The sequence below is a fragment of the Rhodococcus aetherivorans genome (genome assembly GCF_025722975.1).
Lineage (GTDB): Bacteria > Actinomycetota > Actinomycetes > Mycobacteriales > Mycobacteriaceae > Rhodococcus > Rhodococcus aetherivorans.
Genome location: NZ_CP106982.1, coordinates 4529821 through 4550500, shown reverse-complemented (window position 1 = coordinate 4550500; position 20680 = coordinate 4529821). Strand labels below are relative to the sequence as shown.

General features: G+C 71.8%; 21 protein-coding genes. 17 read left to right on the top strand and 4 right to left on the bottom strand.

Annotated features, from left to right (window positions below; translation table 11 throughout):
• Positions 1-73: 73 nt before the first annotated feature.
• The 4 genes from OCS65_RS20595 (at position 74) to OCS65_RS20580 (ending at position 5293) form a co-directional block, all read left to right on the top strand.
• On the top strand, positions 74-769 hold the full coding sequence (locus tag OCS65_RS20595; protein ID WP_006933977.1) for a hypothetical protein: 696 nt from the start codon (positions 74-76) through the stop codon (positions 767-769).
• Positions 770-774: 5 nt separating this feature from the next.
• Positions 775-2193, top strand: a complete 1419-nt coding sequence (locus tag OCS65_RS20590) for an acyl-CoA synthetase (protein ID WP_006933979.1) — start codon at positions 775-777, stop codon at positions 2191-2193.
• Positions 2194-2323: 130 nt separating this feature from the next.
• Positions 2324-3589, top strand: coding sequence for a PucR family transcriptional regulator (locus OCS65_RS20585; RefSeq protein WP_006933981.1), 1266 nt, complete (start codon positions 2324-2326; stop codon positions 3587-3589).
• A 153-nt stretch (positions 3590-3742) separates the two neighbouring features.
• Positions 3743-5293 (top strand): substrate-binding domain-containing protein, encoded by a 1551-nt coding sequence (locus tag OCS65_RS20580; RefSeq protein WP_080688523.1) that lies wholly within the window; start codon positions 3743-3745, stop codon positions 5291-5293.
• A 38-nt stretch (positions 5294-5331) separates the two neighbouring features.
• Here the strand turns inward: OCS65_RS20580 and OCS65_RS20575 are convergent, their stop codons facing one another.
• Both OCS65_RS20575 and dapD read right to left on the bottom strand, forming a co-directional pair.
• A complete protein-coding gene (locus OCS65_RS20575; protein ID WP_065922828.1) occupies positions 5332-6720 on the bottom strand; it encodes an amino acid permease in 1389 nt (462 codons plus the stop codon).
• A gap of 16 nt (positions 6721-6736) precedes the next feature.
• A complete protein-coding gene (gene dapD / locus OCS65_RS20570; RefSeq protein WP_029542360.1) occupies positions 6737-7690 on the bottom strand; it encodes a 2,3,4,5-tetrahydropyridine-2,6-dicarboxylate N-succinyltransferase in 954 nt (317 codons plus the stop codon).
• Between the two features lie 73 nt (positions 7691-7763).
• Between dapD and dapE the strand changes: the two genes are divergently transcribed.
• The 10 genes from dapE (at position 7764) to OCS65_RS20520 (ending at position 16259) form a co-directional block, all read left to right on the top strand.
• Entirely contained in the window at positions 7764-8840 is a 1077-nt protein-coding gene (gene dapE / locus OCS65_RS20565) for a succinyl-diaminopimelate desuccinylase (RefSeq protein ID WP_043799253.1), read from the top strand.
• Between the two features lie 56 nt (positions 8841-8896).
• On the top strand, positions 8897-9703 hold the full coding sequence (locus tag OCS65_RS20560; RefSeq protein ID WP_006933996.1) for an LOG family protein: 807 nt from the start codon (positions 8897-8899) through the stop codon (positions 9701-9703).
• On the top strand, positions 9697-10284 hold the full coding sequence (locus OCS65_RS20555) for an LOG family protein (protein ID WP_051446043.1): 588 nt from the start codon (positions 9697-9699) through the stop codon (positions 10282-10284). The genes OCS65_RS20560 and OCS65_RS20555 overlap by 7 nt, the downstream gene beginning before the upstream one ends.
• A gap of 70 nt (positions 10285-10354) precedes the next feature.
• Complete coding sequence (locus OCS65_RS20550) at positions 10355-12127, top strand: long-chain-acyl-CoA synthetase (protein WP_006938811.1); 1773 nt, start codon at positions 10355-10357, stop codon at positions 12125-12127.
• A 59-nt stretch (positions 12128-12186) separates the two neighbouring features.
• Complete coding sequence (folP, locus tag OCS65_RS20545; protein ID WP_029542462.1) at positions 12187-13068, top strand: dihydropteroate synthase; 882 nt, start codon at positions 12187-12189, stop codon at positions 13066-13068.
• Positions 13065-13982 (top strand): glucosyl-3-phosphoglycerate synthase, encoded by a 918-nt coding sequence (locus tag OCS65_RS20540; protein ID WP_029542464.1) that lies wholly within the window; start codon positions 13065-13067, stop codon positions 13980-13982. Before folP ends, OCS65_RS20540 begins: the two co-directional genes overlap by 4 nt.
• Before the next feature lie 42 nt (positions 13983-14024).
• Complete coding sequence (locus tag OCS65_RS20535) at positions 14025-14405, top strand: DivIVA domain-containing protein (protein WP_006938805.1); 381 nt, start codon at positions 14025-14027, stop codon at positions 14403-14405.
• A 2-nt stretch (positions 14406-14407) separates the two neighbouring features.
• Entirely contained in the window at positions 14408-15004 is a 597-nt protein-coding gene (locus tag OCS65_RS20530) for a DNA-3-methyladenine glycosylase I (protein ID WP_006938803.1), read from the top strand.
• 123 nt (positions 15005-15127) lie between these two features.
• Positions 15128-15295 carry a DUF3117 domain-containing protein gene (locus OCS65_RS20525; RefSeq protein WP_003936084.1) on the top strand — a complete coding sequence of 56 codons (168 nt, stop codon included), beginning with the start codon at positions 15128-15130 and terminating at the stop codon, positions 15293-15295.
• Between the two features lie 112 nt (positions 15296-15407).
• A complete protein-coding gene (locus OCS65_RS20520; protein ID WP_006938800.1) occupies positions 15408-16259 on the top strand; it encodes a putative RNA methyltransferase in 852 nt (283 codons plus the stop codon).
• Positions 16260-16269: 10 nt separating this feature from the next.
• Here the strand turns inward: OCS65_RS20520 and glgA are convergent, their stop codons facing one another.
• On the bottom strand, positions 16270-17445 hold the full coding sequence (glgA, locus tag OCS65_RS20515) for a glycogen synthase (RefSeq protein WP_029542466.1): 1176 nt from the start codon (positions 17443-17445) through the stop codon (positions 16270-16272).
• An 87-nt stretch (positions 17446-17532) separates the two neighbouring features.
• Here glgA and glgC point away from each other — a divergent pair, with 87 nt between their 5' ends.
• A complete protein-coding gene (gene glgC, locus OCS65_RS20510; protein ID WP_037200697.1) occupies positions 17533-18747 on the top strand; it encodes a glucose-1-phosphate adenylyltransferase in 1215 nt (404 codons plus the stop codon).
• A gap of 19 nt (positions 18748-18766) precedes the next feature.
• On the opposite strand, the gene OCS65_RS20505 is transcribed toward glgC, so the two are convergent.
• Positions 18767-19396 (bottom strand): O-methyltransferase, encoded by a 630-nt coding sequence (locus OCS65_RS20505; protein WP_065922827.1) that lies wholly within the window; start codon positions 19394-19396, stop codon positions 18767-18769.
• Between the two features lie 244 nt (positions 19397-19640).
• Here OCS65_RS20505 and sigE point away from each other — a divergent pair, with 244 nt between their 5' ends.
• Positions 19641-20267, top strand: coding sequence for an RNA polymerase sigma factor SigE (gene sigE, locus OCS65_RS20500; RefSeq protein ID WP_006938796.1), 627 nt, complete (start codon positions 19641-19643; stop codon positions 20265-20267).
• A gap of 16 nt (positions 20268-20283) precedes the next feature.
• A complete protein-coding gene (locus OCS65_RS20495; RefSeq protein WP_029542469.1) occupies positions 20284-20637 on the top strand; it encodes a zf-HC2 domain-containing protein in 354 nt (117 codons plus the stop codon).
• The last annotated feature ends 43 nt before the right edge of the window (positions 20638-20680 follow it).

The window sequence follows — 20680 nt, the reverse complement described above, 5'->3', positions numbered from 1 at the left end:
TCCGGCGCCGGGGGAGCGGACCCGCCGTCGACGGAACCGGACGCCGGGTACGTCCGCAGGTACATTGACGCCCGTGAGCACCTCGGAGGCCGACCCCGGTTCGGTGCTCCTGCTCGCCCTCGTCGCGGCCCTCGCGGTGCTGCTCGCGCAGCGTCGGTGCGCGCCGCCGGGGCGGCTGGTGTGGTGGCCCCCGCCGGGTCAGCTGCTGTGGCCGCCGCCGGTGACCGCGCTCGTGCTGTGGCTCGTAGTCGCGGTCCCGTCGCTGCTGCGCCTGGCCGTGCCGTCGCTGCTCGGGACGTTCGGCCGCGACCCGCTGCGGATCCGCGCCGAGGACGAATGGTGGCGGGTCCTGACCTCGGTGCTCGTGCAGGACGGCGGCGTGTTCGTCACCCTGGTGAATCTGCTCCTCCTCGCCGTCGTCGCGACCGTCGCGGTGCGGGTGTGGGGCCCGGGCCGGGCGGTCGGGTTGTTCGCGGTGAGCCAGCTGCTGTTCGGGCTGTTCACCGCGTTCGTGTCGCCGTCGACCGGTGCCGGCAGCTCGGGCGCGTCGTTCGCGGTCGCGGGGTCGATCGCGGGCCTGTGGCTGGCGGTCGGCGCTCGCGGGGCCGTGCTCGCGGCCGCCGTCGGCATCGGCCTCGCCGGCGCGGTGCTGGTGGTGGCCGGTGACGGGCACGGCGTGGCCGTCCTCGTCGGTGTGCTGCTCGGCGCGGTGCTCGGGACGGTGGCGCCGCCGCGCCGCGCCGCCCTCGCGGCGGCTGTGCGATCCTGACCGACGTGTCTTCGCTGCTTCGTTCCCTCAACCCCCTGGCCGTCGCGCGCGGCGACGACCTGCCCGACGCGGTCCGCATCGACGGGCACACGCTCTCGCGCAGCGACATCCTCGGCGCGGCCGGTGCCCTGGCCCGCCGCATCGGCGGAGCCGAACGTCTCGCGGTGCTCGCCGCGCCGACGGCGACGACGGTGATCGCGGTGGTGGGCTGCCTGCTCGCCGGGGTCACCGTCGTCCCGGTGCCACCGGACTCCGGCCCCGCGGAACGGGAGCACATCCTGCGCGACTCCGGAGCTCAGGCGTGGCTCGGCGACGTGCCGGACGAACCCGGCCTGCCGGTGGTGCCGGTGCGGCTGCACGCCCGCGACTGGCACAGTCACCCGGAACCCGATCCGTCCCGCACGGCGTTCGTGCTCTACACCTCCGGCACCACCGGCGCGCCCAAGGGCGTGCTGCTGAGCCGCCGCGCGATCGCGGCCGGGATCGACGCGCTGGCCGAGGCGTGGGACTGGACCGAACGCGACACGCTGGTGCACGGGCTGCCCTTGTTCCACGTGCACGGCCTGATCCTCGGCGTGCTCGGTCCGCTGCGCGTCGGCAGCCGGCTGATCCACACCGGCAGGCCCACCCCGGAGGCGTACGCGCAGGCGCACGGCACCCTGTACTTCGGGGTGCCGACGGTGTGGTCCCGCGTCGTGGAGGACGAGGAATCCGCGAAGGCCCTGAGCGGTGCGCGGCTGCTCGTGTCCGGCAGCGCGCCGCTGCCCGTCCCGGTGTTCGAGCGCCTGCGCGAGCTGACCGGGCTGACCCCGATCGAGCGGTACGGGATGAGCGAGACGATGCTGACGCTCAGCACCCGGGTCGACGGGGAGCGCCGGCCCGGATGGGTGGGTACTCCGGTGCGCGGGGTCGAAACCCGGCTGCGCGACGAGCACGGCAACGACGTCCCCCACGACGGGGAGAGCATCGGCGGGCTGCAGGTGCGCGGGCCGATGCTGTTCGACGGCTACCTGAACCGTCCCGACGCGACGGCCGCGGCGTGGACCCCGGACGGGTGGTTCGTCACCGGCGACGTCGCGGCGATCGATCCGGGCGGGTTCCACCGCATCGTCGGTCGCGAGTCGACGGACCTGATCAAGTCCGGCGGCTTCCGGGTCGGGGCCGGCGAGATCGAGACCGTGCTGCTCGGCGATCCGTCCGTGCGGGAGGTCGCGGTGGTGGGCGTCCCCGACGACGACCTGGGCCAGCGCATCGTCGCCTTCGTGGTGCCCGCCCCGGACGGCCCGGCCGTCGACCCGGGCGCGCTGATCGAGCTCGTGGCCCGTCAGCTCTCCGTGCACAAGCGGCCGCGGGAGGTGCGGGTGGTGGACACCCTCCCGCGCAACGCGATGGGCAAGGTCCAGAAGAAGCAGCTGCTGACCTGAGTCTCGGCCCGTCGGGGCCGCCGGGTGTGAGCCAGGTCTCTGCGGGCCCTTGTCCGATTCGCCCGGGCCACGTACCTTCCTACGGCAGAGTAAGTTCGTCTCTTTCCGGAGTCATGGGGGGTTCCGCGGAATGTCGGTGTCCGAATACGGTTCGCGGTCCGGGGTGGCGTTCGTCGTCGACGGAAGGCCCGCCTCGGTCCCGCTGCGGGACCTGCGCGCCGTCGCCCGCAAGCTGGTCGCGCACTTCGCGGACAACGTCGCGCCGTGTTCGCTGCAACCGGGCGAAGCCCTGCGCGGCGACGTCACCGAGATCACCGTCCGGTGCCTGCGCCTGGCGATCCAGGTGCTCGACACGGGGGAGCTGCCGACCGACGCCGACCTGTCGGAGCTGCGCAGCAGCGCCGCCCAGTGGGCGCGCGCCGGGTTCCGTCTGGAATACATGCTGCGCATCTACCACGAGGGCATCCGGCTGGGCTGGGAACTTGTCACCGCCCGGGCCCGCGAGGGCGACGTCGAGTCGGTCGCCGCGGCGTCGCGGCTGTGGATGGCGCTGCTCGAACGCGTCACCGTCGCCGCGACCACCGGGTTCGTCGCCGAACTCGAGGCGATGCGCCGCAACCGCGACGTCGCGGCCCAGGAGCTCGTGACGGCCCTGCTCGGCGGGCAGGACGCCGCCGCCGTCGCGCGCCGGTCCGGGCTCGAGCTGGCCGAGCGGTACACGGTGCTGGGAGTGCGGCTGGGCCGGCACCCGGACGAGCGCAATCCGCACGTGCGGCCGGAGGTCGTCGCGCGGCGTACCCTGCGGCGGCTCGAGACCGAGCTGGACCGGGTGTGCGACGGCCGGCAGCTGACCATGCTCGGACCCGAGGGCGGCACCGTGCTGCTCGGCGACACCCCGGCCGAGCACATCCGCACCGCGCTCTACGAGCGGGTCGCGCGTGCCGCGGGGGTGCCGCTGACGGTCTCGCTCGTCGAGTCCGACGTCCCGGGCATCCCCGCCGCGGCGCACCAGGCGCACGAGCTGCTCGAACTGGTCGGCCATCTGCGCCGGCCCGCCGGCGTGTACCGGATGCAGGACCTCGCGTTCGAGTATCAGCTCACCCGGCCCGGGCCGGCCCGCGAGCACCTCGTGCGGGTGCTCGAACCGCTCGCCGACGCGCCCGAGCTGGTCGAGACCCTCGAGACCCACATCGCCCACGAACTGAGCCGCCAGCGCACCGCGAGGAGCCTGCACGTGCACGCCAACACCGTCGACTACCGGCTCAAGCGGGTCGCGCAGCTCACCGGGTTCGATCCCACCGTCCCCTCCGGGCTGCGCCACCTGCACGCCGCGCTCGTCGCGCGGCGCCTCCAGAGCGGAGCGGCAGCCGGCGGCTCACCTTCCGACGGCACGTGAGACCGGACCGTTACGATGTGGCGCAGATCATGACGACGGTGTGTGCGGCGCGGCCCGGCACCGGCAGGGGAGGACCACATGGCAGGAGGCCGCCACAGCGTGCGGACGTCACGTGACGGCCGATCGACCCGGGTTGTCGCAGTCGTCGGAGCGGTGGTGGTGGTAGTGCTCGCGGCGGCCGGAGTCGGCGTCGTCCGCGCCCTGACCGGCGGATGCGACACCGTCGAGCAGTACAGCCTCGCCGTCGCTCCGAGCATCGAACCGGCCGTGAGTTCCGTCCTCTCGGAAAACGCGGACACCCACTGCTACGAGTTCACGGTCGACACCGCCGAACCGGGGGACGTCGCCGGGCTGCTCGGCAAGGGGATCGACGCGCCCGACCTGTGGATTCCCGATGCCCGGTGGTGGGCGAGTCGTGCGGCACCGACCGCCGCCGGGCCGGTACAGATGATCGCCGGGGCGGTCGCGAGCACCCCCGCGGTGCTGGTCGGGCCCCCAGGGGCGGTTCCGGAGGTGTCCAGCTGGCGCGCCGCCCTCGCGATCCCGGATCTGGTGCTGGGCAACCCGCTGCGGACCGGTGTCGCCGCCGCCCCGATCCGGGCGGCCCTGGCCGAGACCCAGGACGACCCCGTCGCCGTCGGCACGGTGCGCACCGCCATGGTGCCCCTGGCCCAGAAGGAGAGCATCCGCACCGAGGAGGCGCCCAGCGGCGCCGACCTGCTGGCGACGATCGGCGCCGACGGCATCGGCGTCGCCACCGAGCAGCAGGTGCTGGCCTTCACGACGGCGAACGAGTCGGCCCTCGAGGCGCGGGTACCGGACAACGGCAGCATCCTGCTGGAATATCCGGTGGTGGTGACGTCGCCGGTGCCCGACCGGCACCATCGCGCGACGGACGCCGCACGGGTACTGATCGAGGTGCTGGGCACGGAGAAGGCCCTCGACGTGTTCCACGACCACGGGTTCCGCGGGCCCGACGGCGAGCCGTTGCCCGACGGCCGCGGCATCGGGGGCGTGCCGCTGTTGTCACTGCGGGACGAGGCGATGGCGGAGGAGGCGCTCGGCGCCTGGTCGCTGATGGCGTTGCCGATCCGCACGCTCGTCGCGATCGACGTGTCCGGTTCGATGCGGTTTCCCGCCGGCGACGGCACCCGGATGGACCTGACGGTGCGGGCCGCCCTCGCGGGCAATGCGATGTTCCCCGACAGCGTCTCCGCCGGGCTGTGGGCGTTCTCGCAGGACCTCGGCGGTGACGGCCAGGACTATCTCGAGCTGGTGCCGATCCGGCGGTACGACACCGACGTGGACGGGCGCACCCAGCGTGAGGTGATGGCGGCCCAGGCGGAGAAGGTGCCCGGTCTGGTCGGGGGTGGCACCGGCCTGTACGACACGACTCTCGCGGCGTTCCGCGCCGTGCAGCAGAGTTACGACCCGCGCGCGGTCAACAGCGTCATCGTCCTCACCGACGGAGCGAACGAGGATCCGGACAGCATCACCGAGGCGCAGCTCCTCGAGATCCTCGCGCGGGAGCAGGACCCGGCACGGCCGGTGATCGTCGTGACGATCGGCATCACGGAGGACGCGGATGCGCAGACCCTCGCCGAGATCTCCCGCGTGACCGGCGGCTCGAGCTACGTCGCCCGCGACCCCGCGGACATCGCGAACGTCTTCGTCAACGCCCTCGCCGACCGCGGCGAGCGCTGAGGCCGCCGGCCACCCCCGGACCTACCGCGCCTCCGGCACTACCGCGCCGCGGTGCGGGACCGGCTCCGGCGCTGCCACAGCCGGGACACCGCGGCGATGAACAGGAACAGCACCGCCGTCGAGGCCAGCTGTATCCGCGCGGCGGAGTCGAACAGCATGAGCACGATGAACGCGCCGAGCATGGCCAGGGTCAGCCAGCTCAGGTAGGGGAACGCCCACATCCGGACGGTGAGGCGGCCCTCCTGTTCGAGCGTGGGCCGCAGCCGCAGGTGCGAGACGACGATGAAGATCCAGATCGCCAGCAGGGCGGAGCCGACCGCGTTGAGCAGGATGCCGAGGATGTCCTCCGGCAGCCACCAGTTCAGCAGGACCGAAACGAATCCGAAGAACACGGACAGCAGCACGGCGTTGCGGGGAACACCTGTGCGGGAGAGCTTCGCGAGGACGGTCGGGCCGTCGCCGCCCCGGGCGAGGGAGTACGCCATGCGTGAGGTGCCGTAGACGTTGGCGTTGAACGCCGACAGCAGGGCGATCACCACGACGAGTTCCATGAAGCCCGACACGTACGGCAGGCCGGCGATGTCGAGGACGCTCACGAACGGCGAGGTCTCCCCGCTCGCCGACGTCCACGGCAGCACCAGCACCATGATCGAGATCGAGCCCAGGTAGAACAGGCTGATGCGCCACACGACGGTGCGCACCGCGGTCGCGATGGACCGCTCGGGGTCGCGCGACTCGGCCGCGGCGATGGTGACGATCTCGATGCCGCCGAACGCGAAGGCGACGGCCAGCAGGCCGGCGGCGATACCGGCGAGCCCGTTGGGGGCGAAACCGTCGCCGTCGCCGAGTAGGTGTGTCAGTCCCACCGGCTCGGTGTCCGGCAGCAAACCGAACACCAGCATCACGCCGATGACGAGGAACGCGATGATGACCGCGACCTTCAGCGCCGCGAACCAGAACTCGAACTCGCCGAAGTTGGCGACCTTCGCCAGGTTCACCACCGCGAAGAACGTGACGAACACCAGGGCCACCACCCATTGCGGCACGCCCGGCAGCCAGCTGCTCACGATCGCCGAGGCGCCGGTGATCTCGACGCCCAGCACCATGATGAGCATGAACCAGTAGAGCCAGCCCATCGTGAAGCCGGCCCATTCACCGATGCCGATGCGGGCGTAATGGGAGAAGGATCCGCTGGCCGGGAGGGCCGCTCCCATCTCCCCGAGCATGCGCATCACGAAGACGATCATGATGCCGGCCAGGACGTAGGAGACGATCACCGCGGGTCCGGCGGCGGCGATGCCGACGCCGGACCCGAGGAACAGGCCTGCGCCGATCGCGGAACCGAGTCCCATCATCGTCAGGTGCCGGACCTTGAGCCCGTGCTCGAGGTGGTCGGCTTCGGTGAGTGTGTGCTCGGTTTTCGACACGATCGGTTTCTCTGGGTCAGTCGTTGGCGTGCAGCGCCGCATTCAGTTCGACGCCGGTGCCCTTGGTGGGAACGACCTCGACGGCGCCGGTGACCGAGTTGCGGCGCAGCATCAGGTTGGAGCGGCCGTTGAGGTCCTTGGCCTTGACGACGGTGCCGTCGGGGCCGCTGACCTTGGTGCCGGCGGTGACGTACAGGCCGGCCTCGACGATGCAGTCGTCGCCGAGGGAGATGCCGACACCGGCATTGGCGCCGAGCAGGCAGCGCTTGCCGATGGCGATGACCTCCTTGCCGCCGCCGGACAGGGTGCCCATGATCGACGCGCCACCACCGATGTCGGAGCCGTCGTCGACGACGACGCCCGCGGAGATGCGGCCCTCGACCATCGAGTTGCCGAGCGTGCCCGCGTTGAAGTTCACGAAGCCCTCGTGCATGACGGTGGTGCCGGCGGCCAGGTGCGCGCCGAGGCGGACACGGTCGGCATCGGCGATGCGCACCCCGGACGGCACGACGTAGTCGACCATGCGGGGGAACTTGTCGACGCCGTACACGGTCACGGGGCCACGGATGCGCAGGCGCGAGCGCACCAGTTCGAAGTTGTCGACGGCGCACGGGCCGTAATTGGTCCACACGACGTTGGCGAGCAGACCGAACACGCCGTCGAGGTTGGCGCCGTGCGGCCGGACGAGGCGGTGCGACAGCAGGTGCAGCCGCAGGTAGGCGTCGTGCGCGTCGGCCGGCGGCTGGGACAGGTCGGCGATCGTCGTGCGGACCGCGACCTGGTTGACCTCGCGCGCCTCGTCGGCGCCGACGAGCAGCGCGAAGTCCGACGGGATGTCCGTGCCCTCGAGCCGGGACGTGCCCGTCTCGCTGTATTCGCCCAGCGTGGGGGCCGGGTACCAGGTGTCGAGAACGGTGCCGTCCGCCGCGATGTTGGCGATGCCTACTGCTGATGCTCCCTGTGCACTCACGGTCGTGAAGCGTACGCGAGGCGTCGTCGTTCGCACCGGCGGCCTGGGAAATCGCTCCACGTATTGTTCTTGCATGTCTGCACCGCGCCTGGACCTGCACGCCGATCCGATCGAGCTGACCGCTGCGCTGGTCGACATCCCCAGTGTCTCGCAGGACGAGGCGGTGATCGCCGACTCCGTCGAACAGGCGCTGCGCGAGCAGACCACCGGTTTCGAGATCGTCCGCAGCGGCAACGCGGTCCTCGCGCGGACCCGGCTCGGCCGGCCGAGCCGGGTGCTGCTGGCCGGGCATCTCGACACCGTGCCCATCGCGGACAACGTGCCGTCGCGGCGCGACGGGGAGTTGCTGTACGGCTGCGGCACGGCCGACATGAAGTCGGGCGACGCGGTGTTCCTGCACCTGGCCGCCACCATCGCGGACCCGGCGCACGATCTGACGCTGGTCTTCTACGACTGCGAGGAGATCGCCGCGGCCTACAACGGTCTCGGCCGCATCGAGCGGGACCTGCGGGACTGGCTGGACGCGGACGTGGCGATCCTCGGCGAGCCGACGGCCGGGCAGATCGAGGCGGGCTGCCAGGGCACCCTGCGGGTGCGGATCTCGGCGACCGGGGTGCGCGCGCATTCGGCGCGGTCCTGGCTGGGTGACAATGCGATCCACCGGCTGGCCCCGGTGCTGGAGCGGCTCGCGGCCTACGAACCGCGATCGGTGGACATCGACGGCTGCGTCTACCGCGAGGGTCTGTCCGCGGTACGGATCGCCGGCGGCGTCGCCGGCAACGTGGTGCCCGACGCCGCGGACCTCGACGTCAACTTCCGGTTCGCGCCCGACCGCACCGTCGAGCAGGCTCTCGCGCACGTGCGGGAGGTGCTCGATGGTCTCGACGTCACCCTCGAGCTCACCGACAGCTCGCCCGGCGCGCTGCCCGGCCTGGCCCACCCCGCCGCCGCGGACCTCGTCGCCGCGGCCGGCGGCCGGTTCCGGGCCAAGTACGGATGGACGGACGTCGCGCGCTTCGCGACGCTGGGGATCCCGGCGGTCAACTACGGTCCCGGCGATCCGAACCTCGCGCACAAGCGCGACGAGCACGTGCCCGTGAAGCAGATCACGGAGGTCGCCGGCACGCTGCGGAGGTATCTGGCCGCCTGACGCACGATGCGGGGCATCGGCCGGGGCGGCCCGGCGGCATCCCCTAATCTGGGCGCATGGCGCGCGACACCGACCCCGGATCCCGCGACCGTGCGAGTGCCGATGTGGTGCACCGCGGTCCCGTCCAGTTGCGCCGGGACCGGGCGACCGAGACCACGACGATGGACCAGCGACTGCTGGACCGGAGGGGCCCCTCCGACTGGGTGCACACCGATCCGTGGCGGGTGCTGCGCATCCAGAGCGAGTTCGTGGAGGGTTTCGGTGCGCTGGCGGAGGTGCCGCGCGCGGTGGCGGTCTTCGGCTCTGCCCGCACCCCCGTCGACCACCCCGAGTACGTCACCGGCCGTGCCCTCGGGGCCGCGTTGGCCGCGGCGGGCTATGCGGTTGTCACCGGCGGTGGGCCGGGGGCGATGGAGGCGGCCAACCGCGGCGCGAGCGAGTCGGGCGGGTTCTCCGTCGGACTGGGTATCGAGCTGCCGTTCGAGCAGGCGCTCAACGAATGGGTCGACCTCGGACTGAACTTCCGCTACTTCTTCGCCCGCAAGACGATGTTCGTGAAGTACTCCCAGGCCTTCGTCTGCCTGCCCGGCGGTTTCGGCACGCTCGACGAGCTGTTCGAGGCGCTCACGCTGGTCCAGACCCACAAGATCACCCGGTTCCCCATCGTGCTGCTGGGCACCCACTACTGGGCGGGGCTGCTCGAATGGATCCGGCACGCGATGGTCGGCGAGGGCCGGATCTCACCGAGCGACCTCGATCTGCTGTACCTGACCGACAGCGTGGAGGAGGCGGTGCAGATCGTCGTCGACGCCCATCGCGGGCAGGACGAGTCGGCGCTGTACGGAGGGGGCGGGGCGTGGTGAGCGGTTTCCATCCGTTCGAGGGCATCGGCGGCGAGCGCACCGTCGAGGCGCGGGCGGTGTGCGTGTACTGCGCCTCCGGGCCGGTCGACGAGTCCTACCTCGAGCTCGCGGCGGCGGTGGGGACCGCCATCGGACGGCGCGGCTGGCAGCTCGTCTCCGGAGGCGGCAACGTGTCGATGATGGGTGCGCTCGCCCAGGCGACGCGCGCCGCCGGCGGGCACACCGTCGGTGTGATCCCCAAGGCGCTGGTGCACCGCGAGGTCGCCGACGTCGACGCCGACGAGCTGATCGTCACGGACACGATGCGCCAGCGGAAGCAGGCGATGGAGGAGCGCGCCGACGCGTTCGTCACGCTGCCCGGCGGGATCGGCACCCTCGAGGAATTGTTCGAGACGTGGACGGCCGGCTATCTGGGCATGCACGCCAAGCCGGTGGTGCTGCTCGACCCGGTGGGGCACTACCGGGGGCTGCTCGACTGGCTCGAGGCGATGGTGCCGGCCGGCTTCGTCAACCGCCACGCGCTCGACGGCCTGCAGGTCACCGGCGACATCGACGACGCCCTCGACCGCTGCGCCGGGTGAGGGGCTTCCGCTTCGCGCCGAGGTTGCTTACTCTGCAGTAAGTTCCTGTCCGCCAGTAACCGAGGATGCCATGACCGAGTCCGGCTCGACGATCTCCCTGGTGGGTCTCGCCACCCAGCTTCCGCGAATGCTGCCCGACGCACCGAGCCTGCTACGCGGCGCGCGGGGTCTCATCCGGCGGCCGGACGCGCGCGAGACGATCGGGTCGGTGTTCCAGCGCCTCGCGGAGCGGAACCCGGACCGGCCGTTCCTGCGATTCGAGGGCGACGCCCTCAGCTACGGCGACGCCAACGCCCAGGTCAACCGCTACGCCGCCGTGCTCACCGCGCAGGGTGTGCGCACCGGCGACGTCGTCGGCGTGCTGATGAAGAACCGTCCGGAGGCGTTGCTCGTCGCGCTCGCCACGGTCAAGCTCGGTGCCGCGGCCGGCATGCTCAATCACCATCAGCGCGGCGAGGTGCTCGCGCACAGCCTCGGCCTGCTCGACAGCCGGGTGCTCGTGGTCGGGGAGGAATGCGAGGAGGCCCTGGAGTCCCTCGACGGGGCGCCGCCGGCCGGAAAGGTGCTGCGCGTCGGCGAACTCGACGACCTCGCCGTCGCCGCCGACTCCGCGAACCCCGCCGTCACCGACCGCCTGCAGGCGAAGGAGACCGCCTTCTTCATCTTCACCTCGGGCACCACCGGCATGCCCAAGGCCAGCCGGATGACCCATTTCCGGTGGCTGAAGTCCATGTCGGGCCTGGGCAGCCTGGGCGTCCGGCTGCGCCGCGACGACACCCTGTACTGCTGCCTGCCGCTGTATCACAACAACGCCCTCACCGTGTCGCTGTCGTCGGTGCTCGCCGCCGGCGCCACCTTCGCGCTCGGCCGCAAGTTCTCCGCCACCGGATTCTGGGCCGACGCGAAGCGCAACGGCGCGACGGCGTTCGTCTACATCGGGGAGATCTGCCGCTACCTGCTCAACCAGCCACCGTCGCCGGACGACCGCGACAACGGCATCCGGTTGATGGTGGGCAACGGACTGCGGTCCGAGATCTGGACCGAGTTCACCCAGCGGTTCGGCATCGCCCGCGTCGCCGAGTTCTACGGCGCCAGCGAGTGCAACATCGCGTTCGTCAACGCGCTCAACCAGCCGCGCACCGCGGGTGTCTGCCCGCTTCCGTACGCAGTGGTCGACTACGACCACGAGACCGGCAAGGCGCTCCGCGGACCGGACGGCCGGCTGCGCCGGGTCGGCCGCGGCGAGGTGGGCCTGTTGCTGGCGAAGGTCACCGACCGTGCCCCGTTCGACGGCTACACCGATCCCGAGGCGAGCGAGTCCAAACTCGTGCGCGACGGCTTCGAGGACGGCGACACCTGGTTCGACACCGGCGACCTCGTCCGCAGCCAGGGCTTCATGCACGTCGCGTTCGTCGACCGCCTCGGCGACACCTTCCGGTGGAAGGGCGAGAACGTCGCCACCACCGAGGTCGAGGCGGCCGTGTCGGCGAACGAGTCGATCTCGCAGGCAGTGGTCTACGGGGTCGAGATCCCCGGCACCGACGGCCGGGCCGGCATGGCCGCGATCACGCTCCACGACGGGGCCGAGTTCGACGGCACCGCGCTCGCGGCGCAGCTGTACCGGGCGCTGCCGTCGTACGCGGTGCCGCTCTTCGTCCGTGTCGTCGGCGAACTCGAGCACACCTCGACGTTCAAGAGCCGCAAGGTGGACCTGCGCAAGCAGGGCTACGCCGACACAGGCGACGACCCCGTCTACGTGCTCACCGGGCCGGAGGAGGGCTACCGGCCCGCGTACGACGGCTACGTCGAGGCCGTCGCCGGGGGCGAGCTGCCGGCGGGCTGACTCCCGCTGGGCCGGTTCCTGCCCGGGCCCGCCCGCGGGTGCGTGCCAGGATGGAAATCATGACCGCCTCCGTCACCGTCTCGCCGACCCTCTGCGGCCGCCCGGTCGCCACCGACCGGGCCCTGGTGATGGCGATCGTCAATCGCACTCCGGACTCGTTCTACGACCGGGGCGCGACCTTCACCGACGACGCTGCGATGGCGGCCGTGGATCGGGCCGTGGCCGAGGGCGCGGACCTCGTCGACATCGGCGGCGTGAAGGCCGGCCCCGGCGAGGTGGTCGACGCGGCGGAGGAGACCCGGCGGGTGGTGCCGTTCGTCGCGGCGATCCGGGCCCGCCACCCCGGGCTGCTCATCAGCGTCGACACCTGGCGCAGCGACGTCGCGCGGCGCGCGGTGGCGGAGGGGGCGGATCTGATCAACGACACGTGGGCGGGTGCCGATCCGGAACTGGTGACCGTCGCGGCCGAACTCGGCGCGGGCATCGTCTGCTCGCACACCGGAGGTGCGGTCCCGCGCACCCGGCCGCACCGCGTGCGCTACACCGACGTCGTCGCCGAGGTGACGCGCGAGATCGTCGCCGCGGCCGAGCGGGCCGCGAAGGCCGGGGTGCCCGGCGACGCCATCCTCATCGATCCGACCCACGATTTCGGCAAGAACACCTTCCACGGCCTCGAGTTGTTGCGGCACGTGGACGTTCTCGTAAATACCGGGTGGCCCGTGCTCATGGCGCTGAGCAACAAGGACTTCATCGGGGAGACTCTGGGGGTGGAACTCGCCGACCGGTTGGAGGGCACATTGGCAGCGACAGCACTTGCGGCCGCGGCAGGCGCGCGGATGTTTCGGGTGCACGAGGTGGCGGCGACCCGTCGCGTGGTCGACATGGTGGCGGCCGTCGTCGGAACGCGCCCCCCGGCGCGCACCGTCAGGGGGCTGGCATGAGCACCGCGATGACCCGGCCGTGGGCCGAGGCGAACAGCTGGGACGAGCCCGGATGGAGCATCGCCGAACTCGAACGCGCGAAGCGGGGCCGAACCGTGTCGGTGGTGCTGCCCGCGCTCAACGAGGAGACGACCGTCGCGGGGGTGGTGGACACCATCCATCCGCTGCTCGGCGGGCTGGTCGACGAGCTGATCGTGCTGGACTCGGGGTCCACCGACCGCACGGCGGAGCGGGCCCGCAGCGCCGGCGCCCGCGTCCTCTCCCGGGAAGAGGCGGTGCCGGGCCTCGCCCCGGTGCCGGGCAAGGGGGAGGTGCTGTGGCGCTCCGTCGCGGCCACCACGGGTGATCTCATCGCGTTCGTGGATTCGGACCTGCTCGACCCCGATCCGGCGTTCGTCCCCAAGCTGCTCGGACCGCTGCTCACCGGCGACGGAATCCACCTGGTCAAGGGCTATTACCGCCGCCCGCTCCGGGTCAGCGGCGCCGAGGAGGCCAACGGCGGGGGGCGGGTCACGGAACTGGTGGCGCGGCCGCTGCTCGCGGCGCTGCGGCCGGAGCTGACGTGCGTGCTGCAGCCGCTGGGCGGCGAGTACGCCGGTACCCGGGAACTGCTGTCGGCGGTGCCGTTCGCGCCCGGCTACGGCGTCGAGATCGGGCTGCTGCTCGACACCTACGACCGGCTCGGGATCGGCGCGATCGCCCAGGTCAACCTCGGCGTGCGCAAGCACCGGAACCGGCCGCTCGGGGAGCTGGGGGTGATGAGCCGGCAGATCGTCGGCACCATGCTCGCTCGCTGTGGGATCCCCGACTCGGGGGCGGGCCTGACCCAGTTCCTGGTGGACGGCGACGCGTTCGTCCCCGTCACCACGGAGGTCAGCCTCGCGGACCGGCCCCCGGCCGCCACCGTGGCCTGACGCCCCGGGCGCCCTGTCGGTGGCCCGTGCCAAGATCGGTACATGCTGACGGTTCTGCTCTACCTGCTCGTCATGGTGGTCGTCGGCGCGGTGCTGTTCCTCGTGGCGAGCGCGGTGTTCGGCCGCGGGGAGACCCTGGCGCCGATCCCGCCGGGCACCACCGCCACGGCCCTGCCGGTCACCGACGTGACCGGCGCGGACGTCCGGGATCTGCGTTTCCAGCAGGTGCTGCGGGGCTACAAGACCGCCGAGGTGGACTGGGCGCTCGACCGGCTCTCGCACGAGATCGACGACCTGCGGGCCAGGCTCGCCGCGTACGAGGACGCCGAGCGGGGCACGCCCGGTGGCGACGCCGCGGTGGGGCAGGCCGACGCATCCGTTGCGGCAGAGGCCGCAGGGGACCGCTCGGACAGGGGGGAGTAGCGATGGACGAGGACCGGGTGCGCTGTCCGTGGGCGGTGGATCCGCCGGGGTCCACGCTGTACCGGGACTACCACGACGAGGAGTGGGGCCGCGAGCTGCACGGGCGCGACGAGCTGTTCGAGCGCCTTGCCCTCGAGGCGTTCCAGTCGGGGCTGTCGTGGCTGACGATCCTGCGCAAGCGGGAGGCGTTCCGGTCGGCGTTCGCGGGGTTCGACGTCGAGGTGGTCGCCCGCTACACGGACGACGACGTCGCTCGCCTGCTCGGCGACGCCGGCATCGTCCGGAACCGGCGCAAGGTCGAGGCGGTGGTCGCCAACGCCCGGGCGGTGCTCGACCTGGAGGGCACGGACCTCGACGCGCTGCTGTGGTCGTTCGCGCCGGCGCGGCGCGCCCGGCGGTTCCGCTCCGTGGCGGAGGTGCCGGCGGTGACACCGGAGTCGACGGCGATGGCCCGCGAACTGAAGCGGCGCGGCTTCGCGTTCGTCGGTCCTACCACGGCGTATGCGCTCATGCAGGCCACCGGCATGGTCGACGATCACCTCGCCGACTGCTGGGTCGAGACGGACGTTCGACCAGTTTCCGGCCACATTAGGGCATAGTCAGCTACCCGGCGGTCGGCCGGATAGGGAAGAATGATGTGGCGAGCCTCGTCGAATTCCGACGAGGCCCCCACGGTAACCCACGCGCGCAAGAGTCGAGCGCAGATTTGGAGGGAGCAGAGGATGGCGGCCATGAAGCCCCGGACCGGGGACGGTCCCCTCGAAGCAACCAAAGAGGGACGAGGAATCGTCATGAGGGTTCCACTCGAGGGTGGCGGACGTCTGGTCGTCGAACTCACGCCGGAGGAAGCTGCAGCGCTCGGCGAAGAGCTCAAGGGCGTCACCAGCTAGGTGTCGGCACCCGGCGACGATTCGCCGGGTTCTCCGGGCCCCGCGCTCCACGGTGCGCGGGGCCCGTTGCTGTTCGTACTCCGGTGCTCTTCGTTTCTCGGAAGGACTGCCCGTGCTCGACGCGGTGACCGATCTGCTCGCCTGCCCGCAGTGCGAGCGCGGACTCGATCTCGACGACGGCGTGCTGCTGTGCGAGGCCGGGCACAGCTTCGATGTCGCCCGCCAGGGGTATGTCAGCCTCCTCACCGGGGCCGCGACGCGGTTCACCGGCGACACCGCGGAGATGATCGCCGCGCGGGCGGACTTCCTCGAGGCGGGACACTACGATCCGCTGCGCGACGCCGTCGCCCGCGCCTGTGCCGAGCGTCCCGGCGGCGACGGCACCGCCCGCGTCCTCGAGGTGGGCGCCGGCACCGGGCGGTATCTCGCGGCGGTGCTCGACGCGCTGCCGGGCAGCCGCGGCGTCGGGCTCGACGTGTCCAAGCCCGCGGTCCGGCGCATCGCCCGCAGCCATCCCCGCGTCGGGGCCGTGCTCGCCGACGTGTGGCGGCAGTGGCCGATCCGCAGCGGCGTCCTCAGCCACGTGCTGTCCGTCTTCGCGCCGCGCAACGCCGCCGAGACGCACCGGGTCCTCGCGCCGGGCGGCGTGCTCGTCGTCGCGGCCCCCACCCCGTCGCACCTGCGCGAGCTGGTGGCCCTGCCCGGCATGGTCCAGGTGGACGAGCGCAAGACCGAGCGGCTCGGGGCGGCCCTGTCCGGCGCGTTCGAGCGGGTCGACCGCGCCGACGTGCAGTACACCCTGGAGCTCGACCGTCCGGCACTCGGACAGCTGGCCGGCATGGGGCCCTCGGGGCACCACCTGACCGCCGAGCGGCTGGCGGAGCTGGTCTCGGGGCTGCCGGAGCCGTTCCCGGTGACCGCCTCGGTGACCGTCACCGTGTGGGAACGGCGCGCGACGCACTGAGCCGGGACGCTCAGTGCCGCGCGGCGGCGACCTCCTGGTACACCGCGAGGGTCTGCCGCGCGATCTGCGCCCAGGAGAACTCCGCGATGGCCCGCACCCGTCCGGCCCGGCCCATCTCCGCAGCCAGGGCGGCGTCGCCGGCGACCTCGTTGATCGCCGCGGCCAGCGCCTGCTCGTACGCCCGCGGCTCGTAGGAGTTGTAGTGCACGAGCCGGCCGGTGACCCCGTCCTCGACGACCTCGGGGATGCCACCGACGTCCGACGCGACGACAGCGGTCTCGCAGGCCATCGCCTCGAGGTTCACGATACCCAGTGGCTCGTACACCGATGGGCACACGAAAACTGATGCCGCGGAAAGGATCTCACGGACCGAGTCGGTGGGGAGCATCTCGCGGACCCAGAAGACGTTGCCGCGCCGGCGCTCGAGTTCGGCCACCGCCTGCTCGGTCTCGGCGGCGATCTCCGGGGTGTCCGGCGCGCCGGCGCACAGCACCAGCTGAATCCCGGGGTCCACGTCGTGGGCGGCGGCGATGAGGTGCCCGACGCCCTTCTGGCGCGTGATGCGCCCGACGAACGCGACGATCGGCCGATCGGGGTCCACCCCGATCTTCTCCAGGGCGGACGGCTCGCCCGGCTCGGCCGGCCCCGGGTGCCACACCCCGGTGTCGATGCCGTTGCGCACCACGTGCACACGGGCCGGGTCGACGAACGGATATGCGTCCAGCACGTCGAGGCGCATCCCAGCGCTGACCGCGATGACCGCGTCCGCGTGCTCGACCGCGTTGCGTTCGGACCACGAGGAGACGCGGTAGCCGCCGCCCAGCTGCTCGGCCTTCCACGGCCGGCGCGGTTCGAGCGAATGTGCCGTCAGCACGTGCGGCACGTCGTACAGCTCGGCGGCGAGATGCCCCGCGAGGCCGGTGTACCAGGTGTGGGAGTGGACGACGCCGGCACCGCTCGCGGCGTGCGCCATCCGCAGCTCGGCGGACAGCGTCGTCAGCGCCGGGTTGGCGCCCGCCAGTTCGGGGTCGGGTCCGTGGACGAAGGCGCCCTCGCGGGGCGCCCCCATGCAGTGCACGTCGACTTCGCACAGCCGGCGCAACTGCGCAACCAATTCGGTGACGTGCACGCCGGCACCACCGTAGACCTCCGGCGGGTACTCCCGCGTCATCATTGCCACCCGCACCGGATCAAACTATCCGGCGCGTGACGTTCCGGCCACCGATGGGCCTCTTCGCTGGCGGCGGAGGGGGGTGGCGGATAGGTTGACTGTGTGAGGAGCCAGCCCCATGTGCTTGGAATCGTGCTCGCCGGCGGCGAGGGCAAACGCCTGTACCCGCTGACGGCGGACCGCGCGAAACCGGCGGTACCGTTCGGCGGTGCCTACCGACTGATCGACTTCGTGCTGAGCAACCTGGTCAACGCCGGGTTCCTGCGGATCTGCGTGCTGACCCAGTACAAGTCCCATTCGCTGGACCGGCACATCTCCCAGACCTGGCGCCTGTCGGGCTTCACCGGCGAGTACATCACCCCGGTGCCGGCGCAGCAGCGGCTCGGGCCGCGCTGGTACACCGGCAGCGCCGACGCCATCCTCCAGTCGCTCAACCTCGTCTACGACGAGGATCCGGAGTACATCGTGGTGTTCGGCGCCGACCACGTCTACCGGATGGACCCGGAGCAGATGGTGAGCCAGCACATCGAGTCCGGCGCGGGCGTGACCGTCGCCGGCATCCGGGTACCCCGCAGCGAGGCGTTCGCGTTCGGTTGCATCGACACCGACGAGCAGGGCCGCATCACCCAGTTCCTCGAAAAGCCCGCGCACCCGCCCGGCACCCCGGACGATCCCAACGTCACCTTCGCCTCGATGGGCAACTACGTCTTCACCACCAAGGTGCTGGTGGAGGCGTTGCGGGCGGACTCCGAGAACCCGGACTCGGACCACGACATGGGCGGCGACATCATCCCCGCCCTCGTCGCGCAGGGCGCCGCGCACGTCTACGACTTCAACGACAACGTCGTGCCGGGCGCCACCGAACGCGACCGTGGCTACTGGCGCGACGTCGGCACCCTCGACGCGTTCTACGACGCGCACATGGACCTGGTGTCGGTGCACCCGATCTTCAACCTCTACAACCGGCGCTGGCCGATCCGCGGCGCCTCCGAGATGTGGCCCCCGGCGAAATTCGTCCAGGGCGGTCTCGCGCAGGAGTCGATCGTCGGATCGGGCAGCATCCTGTCGGCCGCCACCGTCCGCAACTCGGTGCTCAGCTCCAACGTCATGATCGAGGACGGCGCCACCGTCGAGGGCAGTGTCCTGATGCCGGGCGTGCGCATCGGCAAGGGCGCGGTCGTGCGGCGCGCGATCCTCGACAAGAACGTCGTCGTCGGCGACGGCGAGATCATCGGCGTGGACCTCGAACGCGACCGGCAGCGCTTCGCCGTCAGCAGCGGCGGCGTCGTCGCCATCGGCAAGGGCGTGTGGATCTGATCGGGGCGTGCGCCGGGGCCTAGAGCTTGGCGGCGCAGAGCAGCCCGTCGCCCACCGGCAGCAGCACCGGTGCGAGACGCTCGTCGGTCACCACGGCCCGCGTCGCCTCTCGGACGGCGAGGACGGCGGAGTCACGCTCGCCCGGGTCGGCGACCCGGCCGCAGAGCAGCGCGTTGTGCAACACGATGACCCCGCCCGGTCGCAACAGCCGCACGCCCTCGCGGACGTAGTGCGGATGATCGGCGGGGGTGGCGTCGACGAAGACCAGGTCGTAGGCCGAGTCGGCCAGCCGTGGCAGCACGTCCAGCGCGCGCCCGTTGATCAGCCGGGTGCGGGAGGCCGTGACGCCGGCCTCCCGGAACGCGGTCTTGGCGGCACGCTGATGCTCGGGCTCGCTGTCGATGGTGGTGAGGACGCCGTCCTCGCGCAGGCCCCGCAGCAGCCAGAGTCCGCTGACGCCGGCGCCGGTGCCGACCTCGACGACCGTCCGTGCGTCGAGCATGCGGGTGAACATCGTCAGGGCCGCGCCCACTGCTGCCGGGATCGGATCTGCGCCGAGATCGAGGGCACGCTCACGCGCCAGGGCGAGGTTCTCGTCCTCGGTGACGTTCTCGACGTGGGCCAGGATCCGTTCGGCATTCGTGTGCACCCCAGTGAGGTTATCGTCGCCGGGGGCCGGTCGCAGGCAGGCGCGCACGGCGGGTGGATTCTCAGGCGATGCTCAGGTTGCTCATATCGGCACCACATCCCCGTGCGTGAGGGTGTAGATACCACATCAGACCGCACCGACAGCGCGATCGGGGTACCGGGAACAAGCCGGCGCCCTCGGGTGTTGGACGAAGACACCGACACCCACGATCAGCGGTCCCGAAGAGGAGGATCCAGCGATCCACATGGCCGATTCCCCCCAGCTCCCCAGCCCCGACGCCGAGCCCACGGCCGACGTCGAGCTCACCGGCACGGCAGTGTTCGACGCCACCGGTGACCGTGCGGTGATGCCGTCGTGGGACGAGCTGGTGCGCGAGCACGGCGACCGGGTGTACCGGCTCGCCTACCGCTTGTCCGGAAACGCGCAGGACGCCGAGGACCTCACCCAGGACACGTTCATCCGGGTCTTCCGCTCGCTGCAGAACTACCAGCCGGGCACCTTCGAGGGCTGGTTGCACCGCATCACCACCAACCTGTTCCTCGACATGGTCCGGCGCCGCAACCGCATCCGCATGGAGGCGCTGCCCGAGGACTACGACCGCGTGCCCTCCGAGGGCCCCGACCCCGAGCAGATCTACCACGATGCCCGGCTCGGCGCCGACCTGCAGTCCGCCCTGGACTCGCTGGCGCCGGACTATCGTGCTGCTGTCGTCCTGTGTGACATCGAAGGCCTGTCCTACGAGGAGATCGGTGCCACACTGGGAGTCAAGCTCGGCACGGTGCGCAGCCGCATCCATCGCGGACGGCAGGCGCTGCGTGAGCACCTGCGCGAGCATGGGAAGGTCGAAGTCGGTCGAGTCGATGCGGGGTAGCCGCCAGGAGGATTTCATGACGAGGGCACACCCGACCCGCCGGTTCGGTTCCACGGAGCACCTGGCGAGTGAGGCTGTGGCAGCGTACGTGGACGGCGAACTGCGGATGAACGCGTATCTCCGGGCGGCCGAGCACCTGGCCGTGTGCCCGGAGTGCGCCACGGAGGTCGAGGCCCAGCAGCAGGCCCGGCGCGCGTTGCGCGACGCCGCCCGGACGGCGCCGCCCCCGATGCCGAGTTCCCTCCTGGGTGCCCTCGCCGACATCCCGCAGCACCACCAGGACCTGTCCGCGCCCGGCTTCGGGGGAGTGCTGGCGGCCGACCAGTCCTGGCCCGCCGGGCGGCGCTGGCCGATCCGTTGGCGCCGTTGACGGTGCTCGCGTCCTTCCGCGCCGTGATCGACCCGCGACGGTC

Coding starts and splice junctions, on each gene's coding strand:
- OCS65_RS20525 (WP_003936084.1), top strand. CDS start 15,128: ATGGCGGCCATGAAGCCCCGGACCGGGGACGGTCCCCTCGAAGCAACC.
- OCS65_RS20550 (WP_006938811.1), top strand. CDS start 10,355: ATGACCGAGTCCGGCTCGACGATCTCCCTGGTGGGTCTCGCCACCCAG.
- OCS65_RS20530 (WP_006938803.1), top strand. CDS start 14,408: ATGGACGAGGACCGGGTGCGCTGTCCGTGGGCGGTGGATCCGCCGGGG.
- OCS65_RS20495 (WP_029542469.1), top strand. CDS start 20,284: ATGACGAGGGCACACCCGACCCGCCGGTTCGGTTCCACGGAGCACCTG.
- OCS65_RS20560 (WP_006933996.1), top strand. CDS start 8,897: ATGGCGCGCGACACCGACCCCGGATCCCGCGACCGTGCGAGTGCCGAT.
- sigE (WP_006938796.1), top strand. CDS start 19,641: ATGGCCGATTCCCCCCAGCTCCCCAGCCCCGACGCCGAGCCCACGGCC.
- OCS65_RS20540 (WP_029542464.1), top strand. CDS start 13,065: ATGAGCACCGCGATGACCCGGCCGTGGGCCGAGGCGAACAGCTGGGAC.
- OCS65_RS20535 (WP_006938805.1), top strand. CDS start 14,025: ATGCTGACGGTTCTGCTCTACCTGCTCGTCATGGTGGTCGTCGGCGCG.
- dapE (WP_043799253.1), top strand. CDS start 7,764: ATGTCTGCACCGCGCCTGGACCTGCACGCCGATCCGATCGAGCTGACC.
- folP (WP_029542462.1), top strand. CDS start 12,187: ATGACCGCCTCCGTCACCGTCTCGCCGACCCTCTGCGGCCGCCCGGTC.
- OCS65_RS20585 (WP_006933981.1), top strand. CDS start 2,324: ATGTCGGTGTCCGAATACGGTTCGCGGTCCGGGGTGGCGTTCGTCGTC.